Source organism: Microbacterium sp. R1, assembly GCF_015159725.1.
In the GTDB taxonomy this organism is placed as follows: Bacteria; Actinomycetota; Actinomycetes; order Actinomycetales; family Microbacteriaceae; genus Microbacterium; species Microbacterium oxydans.
In genome coordinates, this window is sequence record NZ_JADDUD010000005.1 from 1 (window position 1) to 17,501 (window position 17,501).

A 17,501-nucleotide genomic window follows, 5' to 3' on the forward strand; every position below is an offset into this window, starting at 1 on the left:
TGGCATTTGACAAGTGCACGCTGTTGAGTTCTCAAGGATCGGATGCTCCCACGACCCAGCCATCACAGCCAGGCCCGAAGGGCAACTTCTCTATCTTACCCACCTTGTCCCGCTTGTCAAATCGGCGCGCTGTGCGAATCAGAGATCCGCAGCGCAGCTGATGACAGCCGCAGAAGAGGTGGAGTCCCTATCCTAGACGCAAGCGCCTGTTCTCTCAAGTGAGAGTGGATCGGGAGTGGTTCTCCGCTTGAGGGGGGTGAAGCTCTTGGCTCCTCCGCTTCCCTGTGGGGCGAACAAGTAATAAGTTACGCGGGTCCCGGGGATCTGGCAAATCGGGCCACCCCACCCGGGCGTGTCGCCTTGACTCGTCGAGTGATTTCCTGCGGGTCAGGGGCAGTTTCGGTGGCGATGCGCACCCGCAGTACGATCACGCCATGCCGGATTCAGCTGATCGCCTCCCCACCCCAGGCCTGTTCTCGATGGACGCCGACGGCGGCGCACATGAGGGGCGGGCGGCAGCTCAGCTGCTCGCGCGCATCGGGCGGGAGCTCGGCCTCGGTGACGCCGACGACGCTGTCCGACCGCTCCGTGCGGTCCCACTTCCCTCGCGACTGGCCACCGCTGACCTCGCCTGGGCGAGCGTGAGCGCAGCCATGCTTGCTGCCGGCGGGGTCCCGGCTTCGCTCGATCCGGATCGGATCGCGGTCGCGTTCCGCAGTGACCGTGTTTTGACGATCGATGACGTCGCTCCCCCGGTCTGGTCCGAGTACTCAGGGTTCTGGCGGACAGCAGACGGATGGATCCGCACCCACGGGAACTATCCCCATCACGCGGCGGCGCTGCGTGCGGGACTCGGTCTGCGAGATGGTGCGGGCGGCGATCTCGTCGGGGGTACCCTCGCCGAACGGGACTCTCACGATGCCGTCCGCGAGATCACGGCTGCCGGCGGGCTCGCTGTCGTCGTCGCTGCGGAGGATCCCGCCCTCGATCGTGCCGCCAGAGAGCGTCCGCTCCTGGAGATCAGCCGACCGGACGGGATGTCCGATGCGCTCGACCAACCCGCCGTTGGTCTTTCCGTGCGTGCGGGCCGTCGACCACTTCAGGGCATGCGCGTCCTCGACCTGACAAGGGTCATCGCCGGCCCGGTGTGCACGAGGACACTCGCCCTGCTCGGTGCCGATGTGCTGCGCATCGATCCGCCGACGCTGCCAGAGCCGGAGTGGCAGCACCTCGATACGGGCCATGGCAAACGGTCGGCCGTGCTGGACGCGCGGAGCGCTCGCTTCCATGATCTGCTCGCGCGGGCCGATGCCGTCGTGCTCGGATACCGTCCGGCGTCACTCGACCGGCTGGGGTTGGACCCCGACCTGCTCGTGCGCCGATACCCGGGCCTGGTGGTCGCGCAACTGAGCGCCTGGGGCACGGAGGAACCGGAGCGAGCCGGTTTCGACAGCCTCGTGCAGGCGGAATCCGGCATCGCGCTCATCGAATCGGTCGACGGTGATCGTCCCGGCGCACTTCCCGCGCAGGCTCTCGACCACAGCGCGGGCTATCTGCTCGCTGCCGCTGTGACCTCTCTGCTCCGGGGGAACCGCCGAGAGGAGCGTTCGTGCGTGGTCCGCACATCGCTTCGTCGCATCGCGGCGGAACTGCTCGGGATGCCGCGTCGCGGGATGGCCGGAGCCGAGGTCGAGTTCGACGTGCGGCCGCATGCCGCCCGGTTCGGTGTCGACGGGAGCGCAGTGGTGACCGCTCGACCCGCGCTGACGGGACTCGAGTTCGCGGCCCCGCACGCCTGGGGGTCCGATCAGCCCGTCTGGTGACGGCGTCCTCGCACCGACAGCGCGATGCAGAGCGCCACGGTGAGCGCACCCCAGAGGGCACAGGCCGGAGGGAGCACCCGATACGCGAGGTGCTGAACGGTGAACTCCGCGTCGAGGGGGCCGAAGACGACGAGACCCCCGACCCACGCGATGACGAGGAACCCGGGGAGCGAGATCCACCACGCCACGCGCACCCACGGCGGCGATGACTGCGTGACGCCCTGACGCGGTGTCTGCCGACGGAGCCGGAGCAGAGCCCAGATGCCGATGACCCCGAGGCCGATCAGGCTCGAACCGTGTTGGAGCCACTTGAACCCTGGCAGCGGTCCCCACATGTCGTCGAGGCCGGGGATCAGGTGCACGCCCCACCGTCCCTCATGCGTGAAGAGGTCCCACACGATGTGCGAGAGAACACCGATCACGAACGACGCCGCGAGCAGGAACGGATACGCGCGCGTGCGCCCCACACCGACTGCAGCTCCTGCCGCCGTGAGACCCCTGTCATTCCATTCCTCAGGCAACCGCCGAGCCAGCCAGAGCGGAGCGAGTTCGGGAACAGCCGGACGGAGCACGACCCGCCAGATCAGGAACAGCACGAACGCGAGAAGCCCTGTCCACACGACATTGCCGAACGTGTGCGTGAACGAGTAGTTCAGTCCTACGCCACGCACGAACAACGGCAGGTCCGGGGTCATCGCGCCGATCGCGATCGCAGCCGGCACGAGCGGCGTGCGGATGAACGGCAGCGCTACCAGGGCGTGGCTGGGCGTGAACGGCATCGAGCTCGGGCTCAGCCGACGAAGAGGCCGGCGAGGGTCTTCTTGCCACGGCGGAGCACGGAGACCCCGCCGGGAAGCGAGCCCTGGACCGTCGCCGTCTCGTCGTCGACGCGTTCGCCGTCGAGCGTGACGCCGCCCTGCGTGATCGCGCGCCTCGCCTCGGACAGGCTCGACACGAGCCCCGTCGACACCAGGGCCTCGACCACCGGGGTGCCGGCGCCGACGGTCGCATTCGGCAGCTCCTCCAGAGCAGTGCGGAGCGTCTCGGCATCGAGCGTGGTCAGGTCTCCCTGGCCGAAGAGAGCCTCGGAAGCTGCGATCACGGCAGCTGTCGCCTCCACACCGTGCACGGTCGCCACAACTTCGAGCGCCAGCCTCTTCTGAGCGGCTCGGCGGAACGGCTCCGCGGCCACGAGCTCGGCGTACTCCTCGATCTCCGACCTGGTGAGGAATGTGAAGACCTTCAGACGTTCGATCACGTCGGAGTCCGCGGTGCTCAGCCAGAACTGGTACATCCGGTACGGGCTGCACATGTCGGCGTCGAGCCAGATGGCGTTGCCCTCGCTCTTGCCGAACTTCGTGCCGTCGCTGTTCGTGATGAGGGGTGTGCCGATGGCATGCACCGACGCCCCCTCGGCACGGCGGATGAGCTCGGTGCCGCTGGTGAGGTTGCCCCACTGATCCGAGCCGCCGGTCTGCAGCACGCAGTCGTACTGCCGGTACAGCTCGAGGAAGTCCATGCCCTGCAGGATCTGGTAGCTGAACTCGGTGTAGCTGATGCCCTCATCGGAGTTGAGTCGCGCCGCGACCGCATCCTTCTTGAGCATCGTGCCCACACGGAAGTACTTGCCGATCTCGCGCAGGAAGTCGATCGCGCTCAGCGGCGCCGTCCAGTCGAGGTTGTTCACGATGCGGGCGGCGTTCTCACCCTCGAAGCTGAGGTAGCGCTCGACCTGGGCACGCAGGCGTCCGACCCAGTCCTCGACCGTCTCCCGCGTGTTCAGCGTGCGCTCGGCCGTTGGACGAGGGTCGCCGATCAGACCGGTCGAGCCGCCGACGAGACCGAGCGGCTTGTGACCGGCGAGCTGGATGCGACGCAGCGTGAGCAGCTGCACGAGGTTTCCGAGGTGCAGACTCGCCGCCGTCGGATCGAAACCGCAGTAGTACGTGATCGGGTCTCCCGCGAGCAGGGCGCGCAGCGCCTCCTGGTCGGTGGACACATGGACCAGGCCACGCCACACGAGTTCGTCCCACACGTTCTCGAACGCGGGATCGATCGCCTGGGGTGCGGTCGTCAGATCGGGAGTTGACACGCGCTCCAGGCTATCAGCGCGGTACAGCCTCGAATTCCGCTCAGACAGGCGTGTCAAGACGGTCGAACTCCTGCGCCGTCAGCGAAATCGATGCCGCATCCATGGCGGCGTCCAACTGCTCTACTCTGCTTCCCCCGACGATGGGGCGGATCCCCCGTGCGAGCTGCCAGGCCAGCACGATTTGCCCTCTGCCGACTCCGCGAGCGGCGGCGATCTCCTCCAGCACCGCGAGCCGCCGCGTGGTCCCCGGGTGGTCGTACACCTCGGGTACCGGTTTGGCCTGGTTGTCATACGCCCCCGAGAGCAACGGCGTGTACGCCCACACCTCGATGCCGTTGTCTCGGGCGAAGTCCCGCTGCTCATCGCTGAGCACGCCGAAGGGATGCGCCACACCGGGTGGGAGGGTGCCCGGTCGGGTGCGCAGGTAGGTGCTGTTCAGCTGGAAGGCATCGATGGGGACGCTGCCGATCGACTTGGCGTGAGCGCGGGCGCGTTCGATGCGCCAGGCAGGATGGTTGGAGGCGCCGACACGGGTCACCGTGCCGGCGGACGTGAGCGCGGCCAGGGCGTCGACGGTGTCCTCGATCGCGACGGCGCGGTCCTCCTGGTGCAACCAGAGCAGGTCGATCCTGTCGACGCCGAGGCGATCGAGAATCCCCTCGACGGCGGCACCGATCGCGCGTGGCGAGAGCCCGGTCCGGTGTTCGGGCCAGGAGCCGGGCCACAGCGGCTCCGCTCCCACCTTGGTGGAGATGCGCACCTGCTGCCGGGCGCCTGGTCGTGCCGCGAGCCAGCGTCCGATGACTTCCTCCGACGCTCCCCCGTGTCCGCTCTCGCTCGCCCAGAAGCTGTAGCAGTCTGCCGTGTCGATCCAGGTGCCGCCTCGCTCGACGAAACGGTCGAGCAGGGCGAAGGAGGTGTCCTCGTCGACGAGCGTGCCGAAGGACATCGCGCCGAGGACGAGCGGGGATGCGGGTGCGTTCCGAGTGGTCATGACCTCACTGTGCAACCTGGAGCGCACTCCAGGTCAAGACCTATGCTCAGGAGATGACGACGTACACCCCGGCGGAGACCGCAGCGCGTTCCGGCTTCAGCATCGACACGCTCAGGTACTACGAACGGGAAGGCATCCTGCCCACGGTCACCCGCACCGCCGGCGGGCATCGCGCCTACACCGACGCCGACCTCGGGCTGCTCGACTTCCTCAAGTGCCTTCGCGAGACGGGCATGCCGGTCGAACGACTGCGCCGCTACGGACAGCTCTGTCGGAGCGAGGAGACGATCCCCGAACGGATCGCACTCCTCGAAGAGCATGCGGCGACGGTCGAACAGCAGCTCGCCGAGGTCCTCGCGCAGCAGCGACGCCTCGCGGAGAAGCTGGACTGGTATCGATCGCTGAGTTGAGGTCGCTCAGCTGTGCGCCGCCCACCACACCAGGAAAGCGGCACCCAGCGCGATCACCCAGCTCACCAGACTGCCTACGAGGAAGTACTCGGCGCGGGCGCCGGTCTCGCCATCGCGGGAGATCTCGGGGAATCGGACGATGCCCTTCGCCGCGAGCATCGCGGCGAGGATCGGATACGCCGCGGCGAGGGTGAGGATGAGGACGAGGATGCGCTCCAGCGGTCCGATCAGTCGACCGCCTTTGAAGCCGCTGCGCGGATCGCGGGGTGCGGGTGCCGTCTCGGCGCCCTCCTCCTCGACGGTGTCTGCCTGGACGGTGTCTGCTTCGGTGGTTCCTGTTTCCACGGTTCCGGCCACGACAGGTGCTGCCTCCGCGGTCGGCATCGCCGGGTCACGGGGAAGCCACGTGTGCTCGCCATCGAGTGCCGCACGCACCACGAGGTTCGACGACTCGAGGAGGAAGACCCCGGCACCGAGCGCGAGCATGGCGAGATCGAACGGAACCTCCCCGAACGGCGACCGGAGGTGCCAGATCGCACCGATGAGACCGGAGTCGGAACGGGCGCCGAGCCAGACGACGGCTCCGACGCTCAGAACCGCGAGCAGGACGGCCGGCCAGAACCCCAGGGGCGCCGGACGCTCCGTCGGCATGCACCACACCCAGAGCGCGCCGACGACGAGGGCGAGCACCATGGGAAGAAGGGCATCGCCGACGCTGCCGAGCAGGAGCAGGATGACGGCGATCACGAGATAGCCGACCCAGCGGCGGGGCGCGAACTGACGCACCAGATCGGCGGCGCCGACCGCCAGGAGGAGGAACCCCGCGACGATCATGCGCGCGCCCCTCGAAGCGCGGCTACGCCCTCGATGAGCGCAGCCGTTCCCGCACTGCGCAGCGACTTGGAGACGCTGGGCTGGGTGATGCCCTCTTCCGCAGCGAGTTCCTGCTGGGATCGACCGAGCAGACGACCGTAGGCGAGCCGTCGTTCCCGCTCGCTCATCGCCCCCACCAGCTCATCGCGGACGAGGAGGTAGGCGTTCGATGCCGCGATCGTGCTCTCCATGACCTCATCCTGCCCGGATGATCCGACAATCCACGACCGCGTGCGCGGCACGGCGCGACTCTCTCGCGCGTGCACGGTCTCGATCGCCGCTCTGGCCGCGTACCAGCCCGGTCCGTCGGCGAGTTCACCGTGCACGGACTCGACAGGGCGCACCTCCCCCACCCCGATGCCGAAGCGGAAGGCGACACCGTCCGGCAGCCGCAGCTGGATCATCAGGAGCGACACCATGGCGTCGGCCAGATCGAGATAGACACCCTGCTGCTCGTCGCCGACGGTGGGCGTGAGCGGCTGCGCCGCCAACGGGAGGTCTGCTTCGACGTCGGCTATGGTGTCGTCGAGCACGCGTTGCGCGGCTGTGCGATCGTCGAGACGACGAGAACCCACGATGTCTGCGAGTACCGCGATGACCATGGCATAACCATATCACGAATAATCCTCGACTTATGCGTCAATTGGTTATATCTTGAGATCATGCCTGAATCGCACATGATCCCCTGGTCCGACGGAACCTGGACCAACGCTCCGACCTCCCCCGCCGCGCTACCCGCCGGAACGACTCCGCTCGATGTCACCGCGGTGGAGAGCAGCGATGCCTGGCGGCACACCGCTTACGGCTTCGTGCACGACACCGAGCACGCCCTGCTCGCCCCGCTCGGGGTCGGCGAGGCCATGGAGGTCTCCTTCCGCGCACCGTGGGACGGCCAGTTCGACCAGGCAGGCGTCTTCGTGCGCATCGACGAGGAGCACTGGGTGAAGACGGGTCTCGAGTACGCCGACGGCCATCTGGGACTCGGCGCCGTGGTCACAGCCGGTGTCTCCGACTGGTCCGTCGGCCACGTCGACGAGTGGCTCGAGAGCGAGATCACCGTGCGCGTCAGCCGCTGGGCGGATTCCCTGATCGTTCGCGCCCGCGCCGACGACGGCCCCTGGCGACTCGTCAGGGTCGCCCCATTCGACGGACAGGCAGCCGCGGCAGCCGGTCCGTTCCTCGCGGCACCGACCCGCGCCGGCCTCACCGTGCGCTTCACGCGCTGGGAACGGTCGGAGGCCGACGCCGACCTGCACTGAGCAGGCAGCGACGGCGGCCGCCTGCGCCTCCGGTCAGAAGCCTCCGGTCAGATACCGAGGGCGTGGGCTGCCGCCTGTGCGCGCGCGACGAGTTCCGCGCGCTGCTCGGCGACCCGTTCCGGTGCGGTGCCGCCGATCCCGGTCCGCGACCCGACGGAGCCCTCGATCGTGAGGACCTCGCGCACCTCGGGCACGAGATGCGGCGACACCGAGAGCAGCAGCTCATCGGAAGCATCCTCCAGCCCGATCCCCCGCTCCTCGCACGCCCGCACGAGCGCACCGGAGATCTCGTGCGCATCCCGGAACGGCACGCGGCGCTTCACGAGCCACTCGGCGACATCGGTCGCAAGGGAGAACCCCTGAGGCGCGAGCGCCGCCATCCGTTCGGTGTCGAAACGCAGCGTCGCGATCATCCCTGCGAACGCGGGAAGCACCACCTCGAGGGTCTGCACCGAGTCGAAGACCGGCTCCTTGTCCTCCTGCAGGTCGCGGTTGTACGCGAGCGGGAGGCCCTTGAGGGTGGCGAGCAGGCCGGAGAGGTTTCCGATCAGACGCCCCGACTTGCCCCGAGCGAGCTCGGCGATGTCGGGGTTCTTCTTCTGCGGCATGATGCTCGAGCCCGTCGAGTAGCCGTCGTCGAGGGTGACGAAGCCGAACTCGCGGGTGTTCCAGAGGATGATCTCCTCGGACAGGCGCGAGATGTCGACGCCGGTCATCGCCGTGATGAAGGCGAACTCCGCCACGACATCGCGAGCCGCCGTGCCGTCGAGCGAGTTCTCCGCGGGGCGGTCGAGGCCCAGCTCGGTCGCCACGAGTGCGGGATCGAGCCCGAGGGTGGAACCGGCCAGCGCTCCGCCGCCGTACGGCGAGACGCCGGCGCGACGACGCCAGTCCACGAGACGTTCGAGCTCACGCACCAGCGGCCACCCGTGCGCCTGCAGGTGGTGGGCGAGCAGCACCGGCTGTGCGTGCTGCAGATGCGTGCGGCCGGGAAGGATCGCCGTCGGATGAGCCTCGGCCTGAGCGACCAGGGCATCGATCACCCGGAGGATGTCGCGGGCGATCACTCGCGCATGGTCGATCAGGTACATGCGCACGAGCGTGGCGATCTGGTCGTTGCGGCTGCGACCGGCACGCAGCCGCCCGCCGAGCTCCGGCCCGAGCTCGACGATCAGCGCCTGCTCCAGCGCGCCGTGGACGTCCTCATCGGTCGGCACGGGGCGCAGAGTGCCGTCGGCGACCTTGCGCGCGACCGCGTCCAGCCCCTCGTGCATCCGCCGCGCCTCGTCCGGTTCCAGGTACCCGGCCGCTTCGAGCGCGGTGGCGTGCGCGTGGGAGCCCGCGATGTCGTACGGAGCGAGGATCCAGTCGAAGTGGGTGGAACGGCTCAGCTCCACCAGTTCAGGCGAGGGCCCTGTGGCGAAGCGGGCGCCCCAGAGCGCGCCTTCGTTGGTGCCTTCGTGCGTCGCGTCGCTCATCATGCGTCCTTCTTGCCGAGGAGCCAGACCAGCAGCGCCTTCTGCGCGTGCAGGCGGTTCTCGGCCTCGTCCCAGACCACGCTCTGCGGACCGTCGATCACGCTGGAATCGACCTCGTAGCCGCGGTCGGCAGGGAGGCAGTGGATGAAGATCGCCTCAGGATCGGCCAGGGTCATCGTCTCCGGAGTGACCTTGTAGCCGCCGAGGTCGCGGATGCGTGCGAGCTTCTCCTCCTCCTTGCCCATCGACACCCAGGTGTCGGTCACGACGACGTCGGCACCGGCAGAGGCCTCGACCGGGTCGGTGAAGAGGGTGATCGACCCGCCGGTCTCGGCGGCGCGTCGATCGGCGGCCTCGATGACATCCGCACGAGGAGCGTAGTCCTCGGGCGACGCGATGCGCACGTGCATGCCCGCAGTCACACCGGCGAGCGCGTAGGAGTGCGCCATGTTGCTCTGCCCGTCGCCGAAGAACGTCAGCGTGAGCCCCTTCAGGTCGCCCTTGTGCTCGCGGATCGTGAGCAGGTCGGCGAGCAGCTGACACGGGTGGAAGTCATCCGACAGCGCATTGATGACCGGCACACGCGTACCTTCCGCCATCTCCTCGAGACCCGACTGCGCATACGTGCGCCACACGATGGCCGCGACCTGGCGCTCCAGGACGCGAGCGGTGTCGGACGGGGTCTCCTTGCCGCCGAGCTGGCTGCTCGCTGTCGAGATGATCAGCGGCGAACCGCCGAGGTCGGCGATCCCCACCGCGAACGAGACGCGGGTGCGCGTGGAGGACTTGTCGAAGATGACCGCGACGGTCTGGGGGCCGGCCAGGCTCTTGTCGGCCCACCGGTCCTTCTTCAGCTCGATCGCGAGATCGAGGATCTCGGCCTGCTCGGCGGGGGTCAGATCGTCGTCACGCAGCAGGTGGCGGGTCATGCGGATACCTTTCCGGCAGCAGAGGCCTGGACGTCGGCGAGCGAAGCCGTGAACAGCTCGCGGAACTCGGCGAGCTCGGCGTCGCCGATCGTGAGAGCCGGTGCGATGCGAACCGTCTCGGGGTTGGCGGCGTTGACGATGAGACCGCGCGCCTGGGCGGCCGCGACGACCTCACCGGCGACGGGCGCAGTCAGCGCCACGCCGATGAGCAGACCACGTCCGCGCACACCGTCGATCAGCGGCGAGTCGATGCCGAGCAGGATCTCGCGCAGCTCGGCACCACGACGGGCGGCGTTCTCGACCAGGCCGCCACTCTCGATCTCGGCCAGGACCGCGTCTGCGACCGCGGTCGCGAGCGGGTTGCCGCCGAAGGTGGAACCGTGGGATCCCGGGGTGAAGAGCGCACTGGCGCTGCCGAAGGTGACCAGCGCGCCGATCGGGAAGCCGCCGCCGATGCCCTTGGCGAGGGTGATCGCATCGGGGGTGATGCCCTCGTGGCTGAACCCGAACCATTCACCGGTACGACCGGCACCGGTCTGGATCTCGTCGACGATCAGCAGGGCGCCGTGAGCGAGGGTCAGCGAGCGCGCAGCGGCGAGATAGCCCTCCGGCAGCTCGACCACTCCGGCCTCGCCCTGGATGGGCTCGACGATGATCGCGGCGACGCGGTCATCCATCGCGGCCTCGAGAGCCTCGATCGTGGCGGGGATGTGCTCGACCCCGGCGGGCATCGGCTCGAACGGCGCGCGCATCGAGACCTTGGCGGTGAGCGCGAGCGAGCCCATCGTACGACCGTGGAAGCCGTTCTCGAGAGCGAGGATGCGCGGCCGCTCGGAGCCGCCGTGCAGACGCGCGAGCTTGAACGCGGCCTCGTTGGCCTCGGCACCCGAGTTCGAGAAGAACACGCGACCGTCGATGCCGGCACCGGCCAGACGCTTCAGGCGTGCCGCGAGCGCGAGCTGAGGCGGGGTGGCGAAGTAGTTCGACACGTGCGCGAGCGTGGCCGCCTGCGTCGAGACCGCCTCGACGAAGGCCGGATGCGCGTGCCCGAGCGAGGTCACCGCGATGCCCGCGAGGAAGTCGAGGTGGCGTCGGCCGTCGGCATCCCACAGGTACGAGCCCTCACCGCGGACCAGCAGCGCGAGCCGCTCCCCCGCGTTGAGCACGAGATCGCGTGCCGCATCGTCCTGCCAGACGGTCATGCCGTCACCTCGTTCTTTCCCAGGACCACTTCGGTCCCGATTCCCTTGCTGGTGAAGAGTTCGACGAGCACCGAGTGCGGCACCCGCCCATCGATGATCGCCGCCGCGTCGACGCCGCCCTCGACCGCATCGAGACAGGCCCGCATCTTCGGGATCATCCCCGACTCGAGCGTCGGAAGCATCTGGATGAGCGCATCCGACGTCAGATGGGAGACGAGCGAGTCGCGGTTGGGCCAGTCGGCATACAGCCCCGGCACGTCGGTCAGGATGACGAGCTTTCGCGCGTGCAACGAGACCGCGAGAGCGGCTGCCGCGGCATCCGCGTTGACGTTGAGCGACTGCCCGGGGTGATCGAGATCGGGCGCGATGCTCGACACCACCGGGATGCGCCCTGCGGCGAGGTGGTCGAGCACGGGCGTCGGATCGACCTCGACGACGTCGCCGACCCGACCGAGGTCGACTTCTTCGCCGTCGATCACGACACCACGACGGCGCCCTCCGAAGAGTCCGGCGTCCTCCCCGCTGAGGCCGGTCGCGATCGGGCCGTGCGAGTTGATCTTCGACACGAGCTGCGGGTTGACCTGACCGGTGAGCACCATGCGCACGACGCTGATCGCCTCGGTGTTGGTGACGCGGTAGCCGCCCTTGAACTCGCTCGGGATCTCGAGCCGCTGCAGCATGTTGGAGATCTGCGGCCCTCCACCATGCACCACGACCGGAAGCACCCCGACGTAGCGGAGGTAGGCGATGTCCTGGGCGAAGGCGTCCTGCAGCTCCTCCGACACCATGGCGTTGCCGCCGTACTTGATGACGACGATCTGGTCGCGGAACTTCTTCAGCCACGGCAGCGACTCGATGAGCGTCGTGGCCTTCTGCGCGGCGACGTCCGGCGTGGTGTCCTGGATGTCGGTCATGAGGCGTAGGCGCTGTTCTCGTGCACGTAGTCGTGGGTCAGGTCGTTCGTGAGCACCGTGGCCGTCGACTCCCCGACCTTGAGGTCGATAACGAGGTGCGTGGCGCGCGGGGTGAGGTCGACCTCTTCGCGGGGGCGGTCCGGACCACCCTGGCTGCAGACGCGCACGCCGTTCATCCAGACGTCGACGTCGTAGGGGTCGAACTGCGCATTCGTCGTTCCGATCGCCGCGAGCACCCGCCCCCAGTTCGGATCGTTGCCGAAGATCGCTGCCTTGAAGAGGTTGTTGCGCGCGACCGACCGGCCGACCTCGACGGCGTCCTGCTCGGTCACCGCATGCTGCACCTCGATCGTGATGTCGTGGCTCGCGCCCTCGGCATCACCCTGCAGCTTGACCGCGAGCTCCTGGGAGAGCTCGATGAGCGCGGCGGTGAAGTCGTCGAGGTCCGGCACGACCTCGGATGCCCCGTTGGCGAGGAGCGTGACTTGGTCGTTCGTCGACATGCAGCCGTCGGAATCGAGACGGTCGAACGTCTGCCCTGTCGCACGGCGCAGCGCCTCATCGGCCTGAAGCGGCTCGAGGACGGCATCGGTGGTGATCACCACGAGCATCGTGGCGAGTCCCGGCGCGAGCATGCCGGCGCCCTTCGCCATACCGCCGATCGTCCAGCCATCACGGCTGATCACGGCGGTCTTCGCAACGGTGTCGGTGGTCATGATGGCCTGTGCCGCGCTCTCCCCGCCGTCGGCGCTGAGCTCGGCGATCGCCTGCTCGGTGCCGGCCAGCACACGCGAGCGGAACGTCTCGTCCCCGGTGCCGATAAGACCGGTGGAGCAGATCAGCACATCCCCGGCGCTGACGCCGAGCAGTTCGGCCGCCTTCTCCGCCGTCTGGTGGGTGGTCTGGAACCCGAACGCGCCGGTGAAGCAGTTCGCACCGCCGGAGTTGAGCACCACGGCCTCGACGACCCGGTCGGCCACTGCCTGCTGCGACCAGATGATCGGGTTCGCCTTGGCGCGGTTGCTGGTGAAGACCGCGGCACCCACCTTGCGAGGTCCGCGGTTGACGACGACGGCGACATCGGGCTTCCCGGTCGACTTCAGCCCGGCGGCGACACCGGCCGCTTCGAATCCTGCGGGGGCGGTGACGCTCACGGCGCTACTCCGTTCACTGAGAGGGCGCGGGCTTCGGGAAGACCCAGCGCGATGTTCATGGATTGGACGGCAGCGCCGGCGGTGCCCTTGACGAGGTTGTCGACCGCGGTGACGACCGTGACCCGGTTCGCGGCCCGGTCGATCGCGAGGCCGATCAGCGCGGTGTTGGCTCCGAGCACGTCGGCCGTGCGGGGGAAGCGTCCCTCGGGCAGCAGCTGCACGAAGGTCTCGTCGCCATAGGCGCTCTGCCAGGCGTCACGGATCTGCGCATCCGTCGCACCGTCGACGATGGGTGCGGTGGACGTGGCGAGGATCCCGCGCGACATGGGCACCAGCACCGGCGTGAACGAGATCCGGATGCCGTCGGACTCCACCCCGGACGCCGCGGCGAGCGCCTGACGGATCTCGGGGATGTGTCTGTGGGTGCCGCCGACCGCATAGGGGTTGGCGGTGCCCAGGATCTCGCTGCCGAGCAGGTTCGTCTTGAGGCTCTTCCCCGCGCCGGACGGTCCGACGGCGAGCACGGAGACGATGTCGGAGGGGTCGATCACCCCGGAGGCCACACCGGGCGCGAGGCTGAGACTCACGGTGGAGGCATTGCATCCCGGCGCCGCGATGCGCGTGGCTCCACGGAGGTGCTCACGCTGCTTGACCCCGTCGATGAGGAGCTCGGGCACACCGTAGGTCCACGGCTCGTGGAAGTCGCCGCCGTAGAACGCATCCCACGCCGAGGCGGACGTGAGTCGGTGGTCGGCGCCGGCATCGATCACGAGCGGGACATCGCCCAGCGCATCGGTGTACTGCCCCGACTGCCCGTGCGGCAAGGCGAGGAACACGATGTCGTGGCCGGCGAGGATCTCCGGTGTCGTGTCCTGCAGCGTGAGGTGTGCGAGTGAGCGCAGGTGCGGCTGGTGATCGACGAGAGGCTGCCCGGCGTTCGAATGCGCCGTGACGGTGCGGATCTCCATGTCGGGATGGGCGGCCAGGAGGCGCAGAATCTCGCCGCCTGCGTAGCCGGATGCGCCGGAGACGGCGACGGAATACGTCATGCTTCTACCTTAACGGTCAGGCCCTCGAGGAAATCGGGACCGTGGACGGGGCCGGAGGCGGCGACACCGGCACTCGACCGCCGTGCGCGCACGGGCAGAAGGGCGGGGTCGCCTACAGTCGGCGGCCGCGGCGTCGGCGCACAGCGATGACGCTCGGAGCGAGCGTCGGAGAAGCGGTGGCGGCCGAAGGCATGTCGCGACAGTAGCGCGGCCTCGGCTGCCACCGCAAATCCGGTTCGTCATCTGCGGGGTGAGGGCTCCAGCGGTGCGGCGAAGAAGGCGAGTTCGTGGGCACTCGAGACCTCGAAGACGTGGCGCATCCTGGCGCGGGTCGCGGCATCAGCCGTTGCCGCCGCTTCGGAGGCGTAGGCGATCGCCGTCTCGGTCGCCTCTTCGAACGCGGGATCGGCGTAGGTCGCCAGCCACGAGGCGTAGGGGTGCTGGGGATCCTGCGCGTACTGACCGAAGGCCCCGGCGTGCAGGCGTCGGCCGAGGTCGGTGTAGAGCCAGAAGCACGGGAGGACGGCCGCGACGATCTCCGCGTAGTCCCCACCGAACGCGACAGAGCGCAGGTGATCGAGGTAGGCGGTGGTGGCCGCCCCCGGCTCGGCGGAGAACGTGTCCGCGCTCACCCCCTGCGTCGGAGTCAACCACGACGCGTGCAGCTCGATCTCGCCCACGATCGAACCGCGGGCCGACTCCGCCCAGAACGCCTGCTCATCGGATGTCGGCGCGAGCCGGGACGCTTCCGCGAGCACACGGGCGTACTCGCGCAGGTACAGCGCGTCCTGGGCGAGATAGGACAGGAACGGTCCGCGCTCCAGCGTCCCGTCGGCGAGCGCGCGGATGAAGGGCAGCTCGTCGATCGCGGTGCGGATCTCCCTGATGTCGTGCCACCAGTCCGCCGCGATGTCGTCCGCGATCGGACGGGCCTCTGTTCCCGCCCGTTCCCAGAGTCCGGAGAAGTGGTTGATCGGCCCGTGCCCACCGCCGACGCGCAACGCGTCCCCCGCCCGCAGGGCTTCGCGAAGCCAGATGCGCGCGGCGCCGACGGCCGCTTCTGCGTCGCGCCCCCGCGCGAGCAGGGTCGCGAGCGCGGACGACAGCGAGCAGCCGGTGCCATGGGTGTTTCCGGTCGTGATCCGTCGTCCTGGAAAGTCTCTGCGCAGACCGCGCGCCGCGTCGACCAACGCATCGGGGGCCTCATCCCCGACGAGATGGCCGCCCTTGACCAGGACGGCCGCATCGATCCGGGCGGACAGCTCGTGCGCCGCGGAGATGGCATCCTCCCAGTCGGCGATCTCCCGACCGGCGAGCACCGCGAGTTCGGCGAGATTCGGAGTGACCAGAGTCGCCCGCGCGAGGAGTCCGTGCAGTGCTCGCTCCGCCTCCGGATCCAGCAGCCGGTCGCCGGAGGTCGCGACCATGACGGGATCGAGCACCACGACAGGCGGGCGCACGCGGTCGAGCCACGCCCCCACTGCGCGGATGACCTCGGCGTCGGCGAGCATCCCGATCTTCACGGCGTCGATCACGATGTCGTCCGACACGGCATCGAGCTGCGCGCGGAGGAAGTCGACCGGCGGCACGTGCACAGCGCGCACGCCCTGCGTGTTCTGCGCGGTCAGCGCCGTGAGCACAGCCATCCCGTACCCGCCGTTCGCGGCGATGGACTTGAGGTCCGCCTGGATGCCCGCACCTCCGGACGGGTCGCTCCCGGCGATGCTGAGCACTCGCGGTACACCCCCGGAGCGCCAGCGCCGCAGGAACCGCGTCGCTACGGCGGCCGGATCGTCGGCGGCACACAGCGCCGAGACCACGGCCACCCCCGCCGCACCGGCATCGCGAAGGGCCTCGGTGTCGTCGATGTGGACACCGCCGATCGCCACGCACGGGAGTGCGCTGCGCCTGGCGAAGTCGCGAAATCCCTCCACGCCCAGCGGCACGGGGTGATCCGGCTTCGTGAGGGTGGGACGGATGACGCCGACCCCGAGGTAGTCGACCGTCCCGGCCGGGAGGGCCCGCAGCACGTCGAGGTGCGCGGCAGTGTTGGCGGTGAGGCCGATCAACGCATCGGGTCCGAGTGCCTCACGGGCGCGCAGCACCGAGGCGTCGCCCTGACCGAGGTGCACGCCATCGACCCTGGCTCCACGCTCACGAGCAGCCACGGCCGCGCCCAGCCGATCGTTCACCACGAGCAGCGCCCGACCGTCGATCGCCTGCGACAGCGCGACCAGCTGTTCGACCGTCTCCTCGTCGGTCGCGTCCTTGTCGCGCAGCTGCACGATGCGCACCCCGCCTTCCACCGCGTGCCGGACGGTCTCGACGACGCCCCGGTCTCCGCACAGCTCCGCATCCGTGACGAGGTAGAGCGAGAGGTCGGCGTTCACAGGGCACCGCCTTCGGCGCGGGCACGGACCCTGATGTCAGCGGAATCCACCGCGGCGAGGGCATCCAGCAGCGCGACGGCGAAGCTCCCCGGCCCGGTGGACCGCTCCGCTGCCTGCTCCGCCGCGATCGTGTACACGAGGCTCGCCGACGCGACCGCCGTGAGCGCGTCGTGCCCTGTCGCCCGCGCAGCGCCGAGGAAGGCCGCCATCACCGCGCCCAGAGCACAACCGCCGCCCGTGACCATCGTGAGCAGCTCGTGCCCGTTGGACAACCGCAGCACGCGTTCGCCGTCGGTGAGCAGATCGATCGGGCCGGACACGGCCACCACACCGCGTGTCGTCCGAGCCAGCGCCGATGCGGCCTCGGCCGCGGACTCGGTGCTGTCGGTGGAATCCACACCTCGCCCACCGGCGCTGAGCCCCGCGAGAGCCAGCACCTCCGAGGCGTTGCCGCGGATCGCGGTCGGACGCTGCTCGACGAGTTGACGCGCGAGTGCGGTGCGCACCGGGAGCGCACCGACCGCGACGGGGTCGAGCACCCAGGGCGTACCGGCTGCCCTCGCACCGGTGACGGCTTCCAGAGTCGCCGCGCGCTGCTCCGGGGTGGGCGTCCCCAGGTTGACCAGCATCCCCGAGGCGACACCGGCGAACATGCCGACCTCCCCGACGATGTCGACCATGGCGGGAGCAGCCCCGAGCGCCAGCAGCACGTTGGCGGTGAAGCCGGTGACCACGGCATTGGTGATGCAGTGCGTCAGCGGTGGCGCCTCACGCAACACCCCCAGCAGCACCGCAGCCTTTTCGGCGAGATCGTGTGTGGAATCAGGACGCAGAAGATCGCTCATCGCGACATCCCTTCGCTAGTACGAACTAGATCAGGTTCGACGGGTCTGTTCTCAGCCGCGGATCGCGGCACCCCGTGTCACTGTCCGCA

General features: G+C 69.1%; 16 protein-coding genes and 1 riboswitch. Of the genes, 3 read left to right on the forward strand and 13 right to left on the reverse strand.

Going from position 1 to position 17,501, the window contains the following annotated elements; all coding sequences use genetic code 11:
* The first annotated feature begins 434 nt into the window (after positions 1-434).
* The gene (locus ILP86_RS16860; RefSeq protein WP_227751366.1) at positions 435-1,823 is read left to right on the forward strand and encodes a CoA transferase; all 1,389 of its coding nucleotides are present in this window, start codon (positions 435-437) and stop codon (positions 1,821-1,823) included.
* Here the strand turns inward: ILP86_RS16860 and ILP86_RS16865 are convergent.
* From ILP86_RS16865 to ILP86_RS16875, 3 genes are read right to left on the reverse strand one after another with little or no spacing between them, the layout of a single operon-like run.
* Positions 1,808-2,602, reverse strand: a complete 795-nt coding sequence (locus ILP86_RS16865; RefSeq protein WP_058632229.1) for a DUF4184 family protein — start codon at positions 2,600-2,602, stop codon at positions 1,808-1,810. The genes ILP86_RS16860 and ILP86_RS16865 overlap by 16 nt on opposite strands.
* Positions 2,603-2,613: 11 nt before the next feature.
* Positions 2,614-3,915 (reverse strand): tyrosine--tRNA ligase, encoded by a 1,302-nt coding sequence (gene tyrS, locus ILP86_RS16870; protein ID WP_174799785.1) that lies wholly within the window; start codon positions 3,913-3,915, stop codon positions 2,614-2,616.
* Between the two features lie 40 nt (positions 3,916-3,955).
* Positions 3,956-4,909, reverse strand: a complete 954-nt coding sequence (locus ILP86_RS16875) for an aldo/keto reductase (protein WP_061016145.1) — start codon at positions 4,907-4,909, stop codon at positions 3,956-3,958.
* 53 nt (positions 4,910-4,962) lie between these two features.
* Between ILP86_RS16875 and ILP86_RS16880 the strand changes: the two genes are divergently transcribed.
* Positions 4,963-5,319, forward strand: coding sequence for a MerR family transcriptional regulator (locus ILP86_RS16880; RefSeq protein ID WP_058632227.1), 357 nt, complete (start codon positions 4,963-4,965; stop codon positions 5,317-5,319).
* Positions 5,320-5,325: 6 nt separating this feature from the next.
* Here ILP86_RS16880 and ILP86_RS16885 read toward each other — a convergent pair whose 3' ends face one another.
* Together ILP86_RS16885 and ILP86_RS16890 are read right to left on the reverse strand one after the other, a co-directional pair.
* Positions 5,326-6,153, reverse strand: a complete 828-nt coding sequence (locus ILP86_RS16885) for a hypothetical protein (RefSeq protein ID WP_179516104.1) — start codon at positions 6,151-6,153, stop codon at positions 5,326-5,328.
* Positions 6,150-6,794, reverse strand: coding sequence for a SatD family protein (locus ILP86_RS16890; RefSeq protein WP_046749038.1), 645 nt, complete (start codon positions 6,792-6,794; stop codon positions 6,150-6,152). Before ILP86_RS16890 ends, ILP86_RS16885 begins: the two co-directional genes overlap by 4 nt.
* A 60-nt stretch (positions 6,795-6,854) precedes the next feature.
* Between ILP86_RS16890 and ILP86_RS16895 the strand changes: the two genes are divergently transcribed.
* On the forward strand, positions 6,855-7,451 hold the full coding sequence (locus tag ILP86_RS16895) for a DUF1349 domain-containing protein (RefSeq protein ID WP_179516105.1): 597 nt from the start codon (positions 6,855-6,857) through the stop codon (positions 7,449-7,451).
* A 47-nt stretch (positions 7,452-7,498) separates the two neighbouring features.
* Here ILP86_RS16895 and argH read toward each other — a convergent pair whose 3' ends face one another.
* The 8 genes from argH to thiM all read right to left on the reverse strand — a co-directional run bounded on the left by argH (position 7,499) and on the right by thiM (position 17,412).
* The gene (argH, locus tag ILP86_RS16900) at positions 7,499-8,929 is read right to left on the reverse strand and encodes an argininosuccinate lyase (protein ID WP_046749036.1); all 1,431 of its coding nucleotides are present in this window, start codon (positions 8,927-8,929) and stop codon (positions 7,499-7,501) included.
* The gene (gene argF, locus ILP86_RS16905; protein ID WP_058632223.1) at positions 8,929-9,858 is read right to left on the reverse strand and encodes an ornithine carbamoyltransferase; all 930 of its coding nucleotides are present in this window, start codon (positions 9,856-9,858) and stop codon (positions 8,929-8,931) included. Before argF ends, argH begins: the two co-directional genes overlap by 1 nt.
* Positions 9,855-11,060, reverse strand: a complete 1,206-nt coding sequence (locus ILP86_RS16910) for an acetylornithine transaminase (RefSeq protein WP_058632222.1) — start codon at positions 11,058-11,060, stop codon at positions 9,855-9,857. Before ILP86_RS16910 ends, argF begins: the two co-directional genes overlap by 4 nt.
* Positions 11,057-11,974 carry an acetylglutamate kinase gene (gene argB / locus ILP86_RS16915; RefSeq protein ID WP_045263191.1) on the reverse strand — a complete coding sequence of 306 codons (918 nt, stop codon included), beginning with the start codon at positions 11,972-11,974 and terminating at the stop codon, positions 11,057-11,059. Before argB ends, ILP86_RS16910 begins: the two co-directional genes overlap by 4 nt.
* Complete coding sequence (gene argJ / locus ILP86_RS16920) at positions 11,971-13,128, reverse strand: bifunctional glutamate N-acetyltransferase/amino-acid acetyltransferase ArgJ (protein ID WP_113681465.1); 1,158 nt, start codon at positions 13,126-13,128, stop codon at positions 11,971-11,973. Before argJ ends, argB begins: the two co-directional genes overlap by 4 nt.
* Positions 13,125-14,177 (reverse strand): N-acetyl-gamma-glutamyl-phosphate reductase, encoded by a 1,053-nt coding sequence (gene argC / locus ILP86_RS16925; protein ID WP_058632221.1) that lies wholly within the window; start codon positions 14,175-14,177, stop codon positions 13,125-13,127. Before argC ends, argJ begins: the two co-directional genes overlap by 4 nt.
* A gap of 239 nt (positions 14,178-14,416) precedes the next feature.
* Positions 14,417-16,567 carry a bifunctional hydroxymethylpyrimidine kinase/phosphomethylpyrimidine kinase gene (locus ILP86_RS16930; protein ID WP_193762515.1) on the reverse strand — a complete coding sequence of 717 codons (2,151 nt, stop codon included), beginning with the start codon at positions 16,565-16,567 and terminating at the stop codon, positions 14,417-14,419.
* Positions 16,564-17,412 (reverse strand): hydroxyethylthiazole kinase, encoded by an 849-nt coding sequence (gene thiM / locus ILP86_RS16935; protein WP_193762516.1) that lies wholly within the window; start codon positions 17,410-17,412, stop codon positions 16,564-16,566. The genes ILP86_RS16930 and thiM overlap by 4 nt, the downstream gene beginning before the upstream one ends.
* A riboswitch (TPP riboswitch) is annotated at positions 17,403-17,497 on the reverse strand. (Overlaps the previous gene by 10 nt.)
* Between the last annotated feature and the right edge of the window lie 4 nt (positions 17,498-17,501).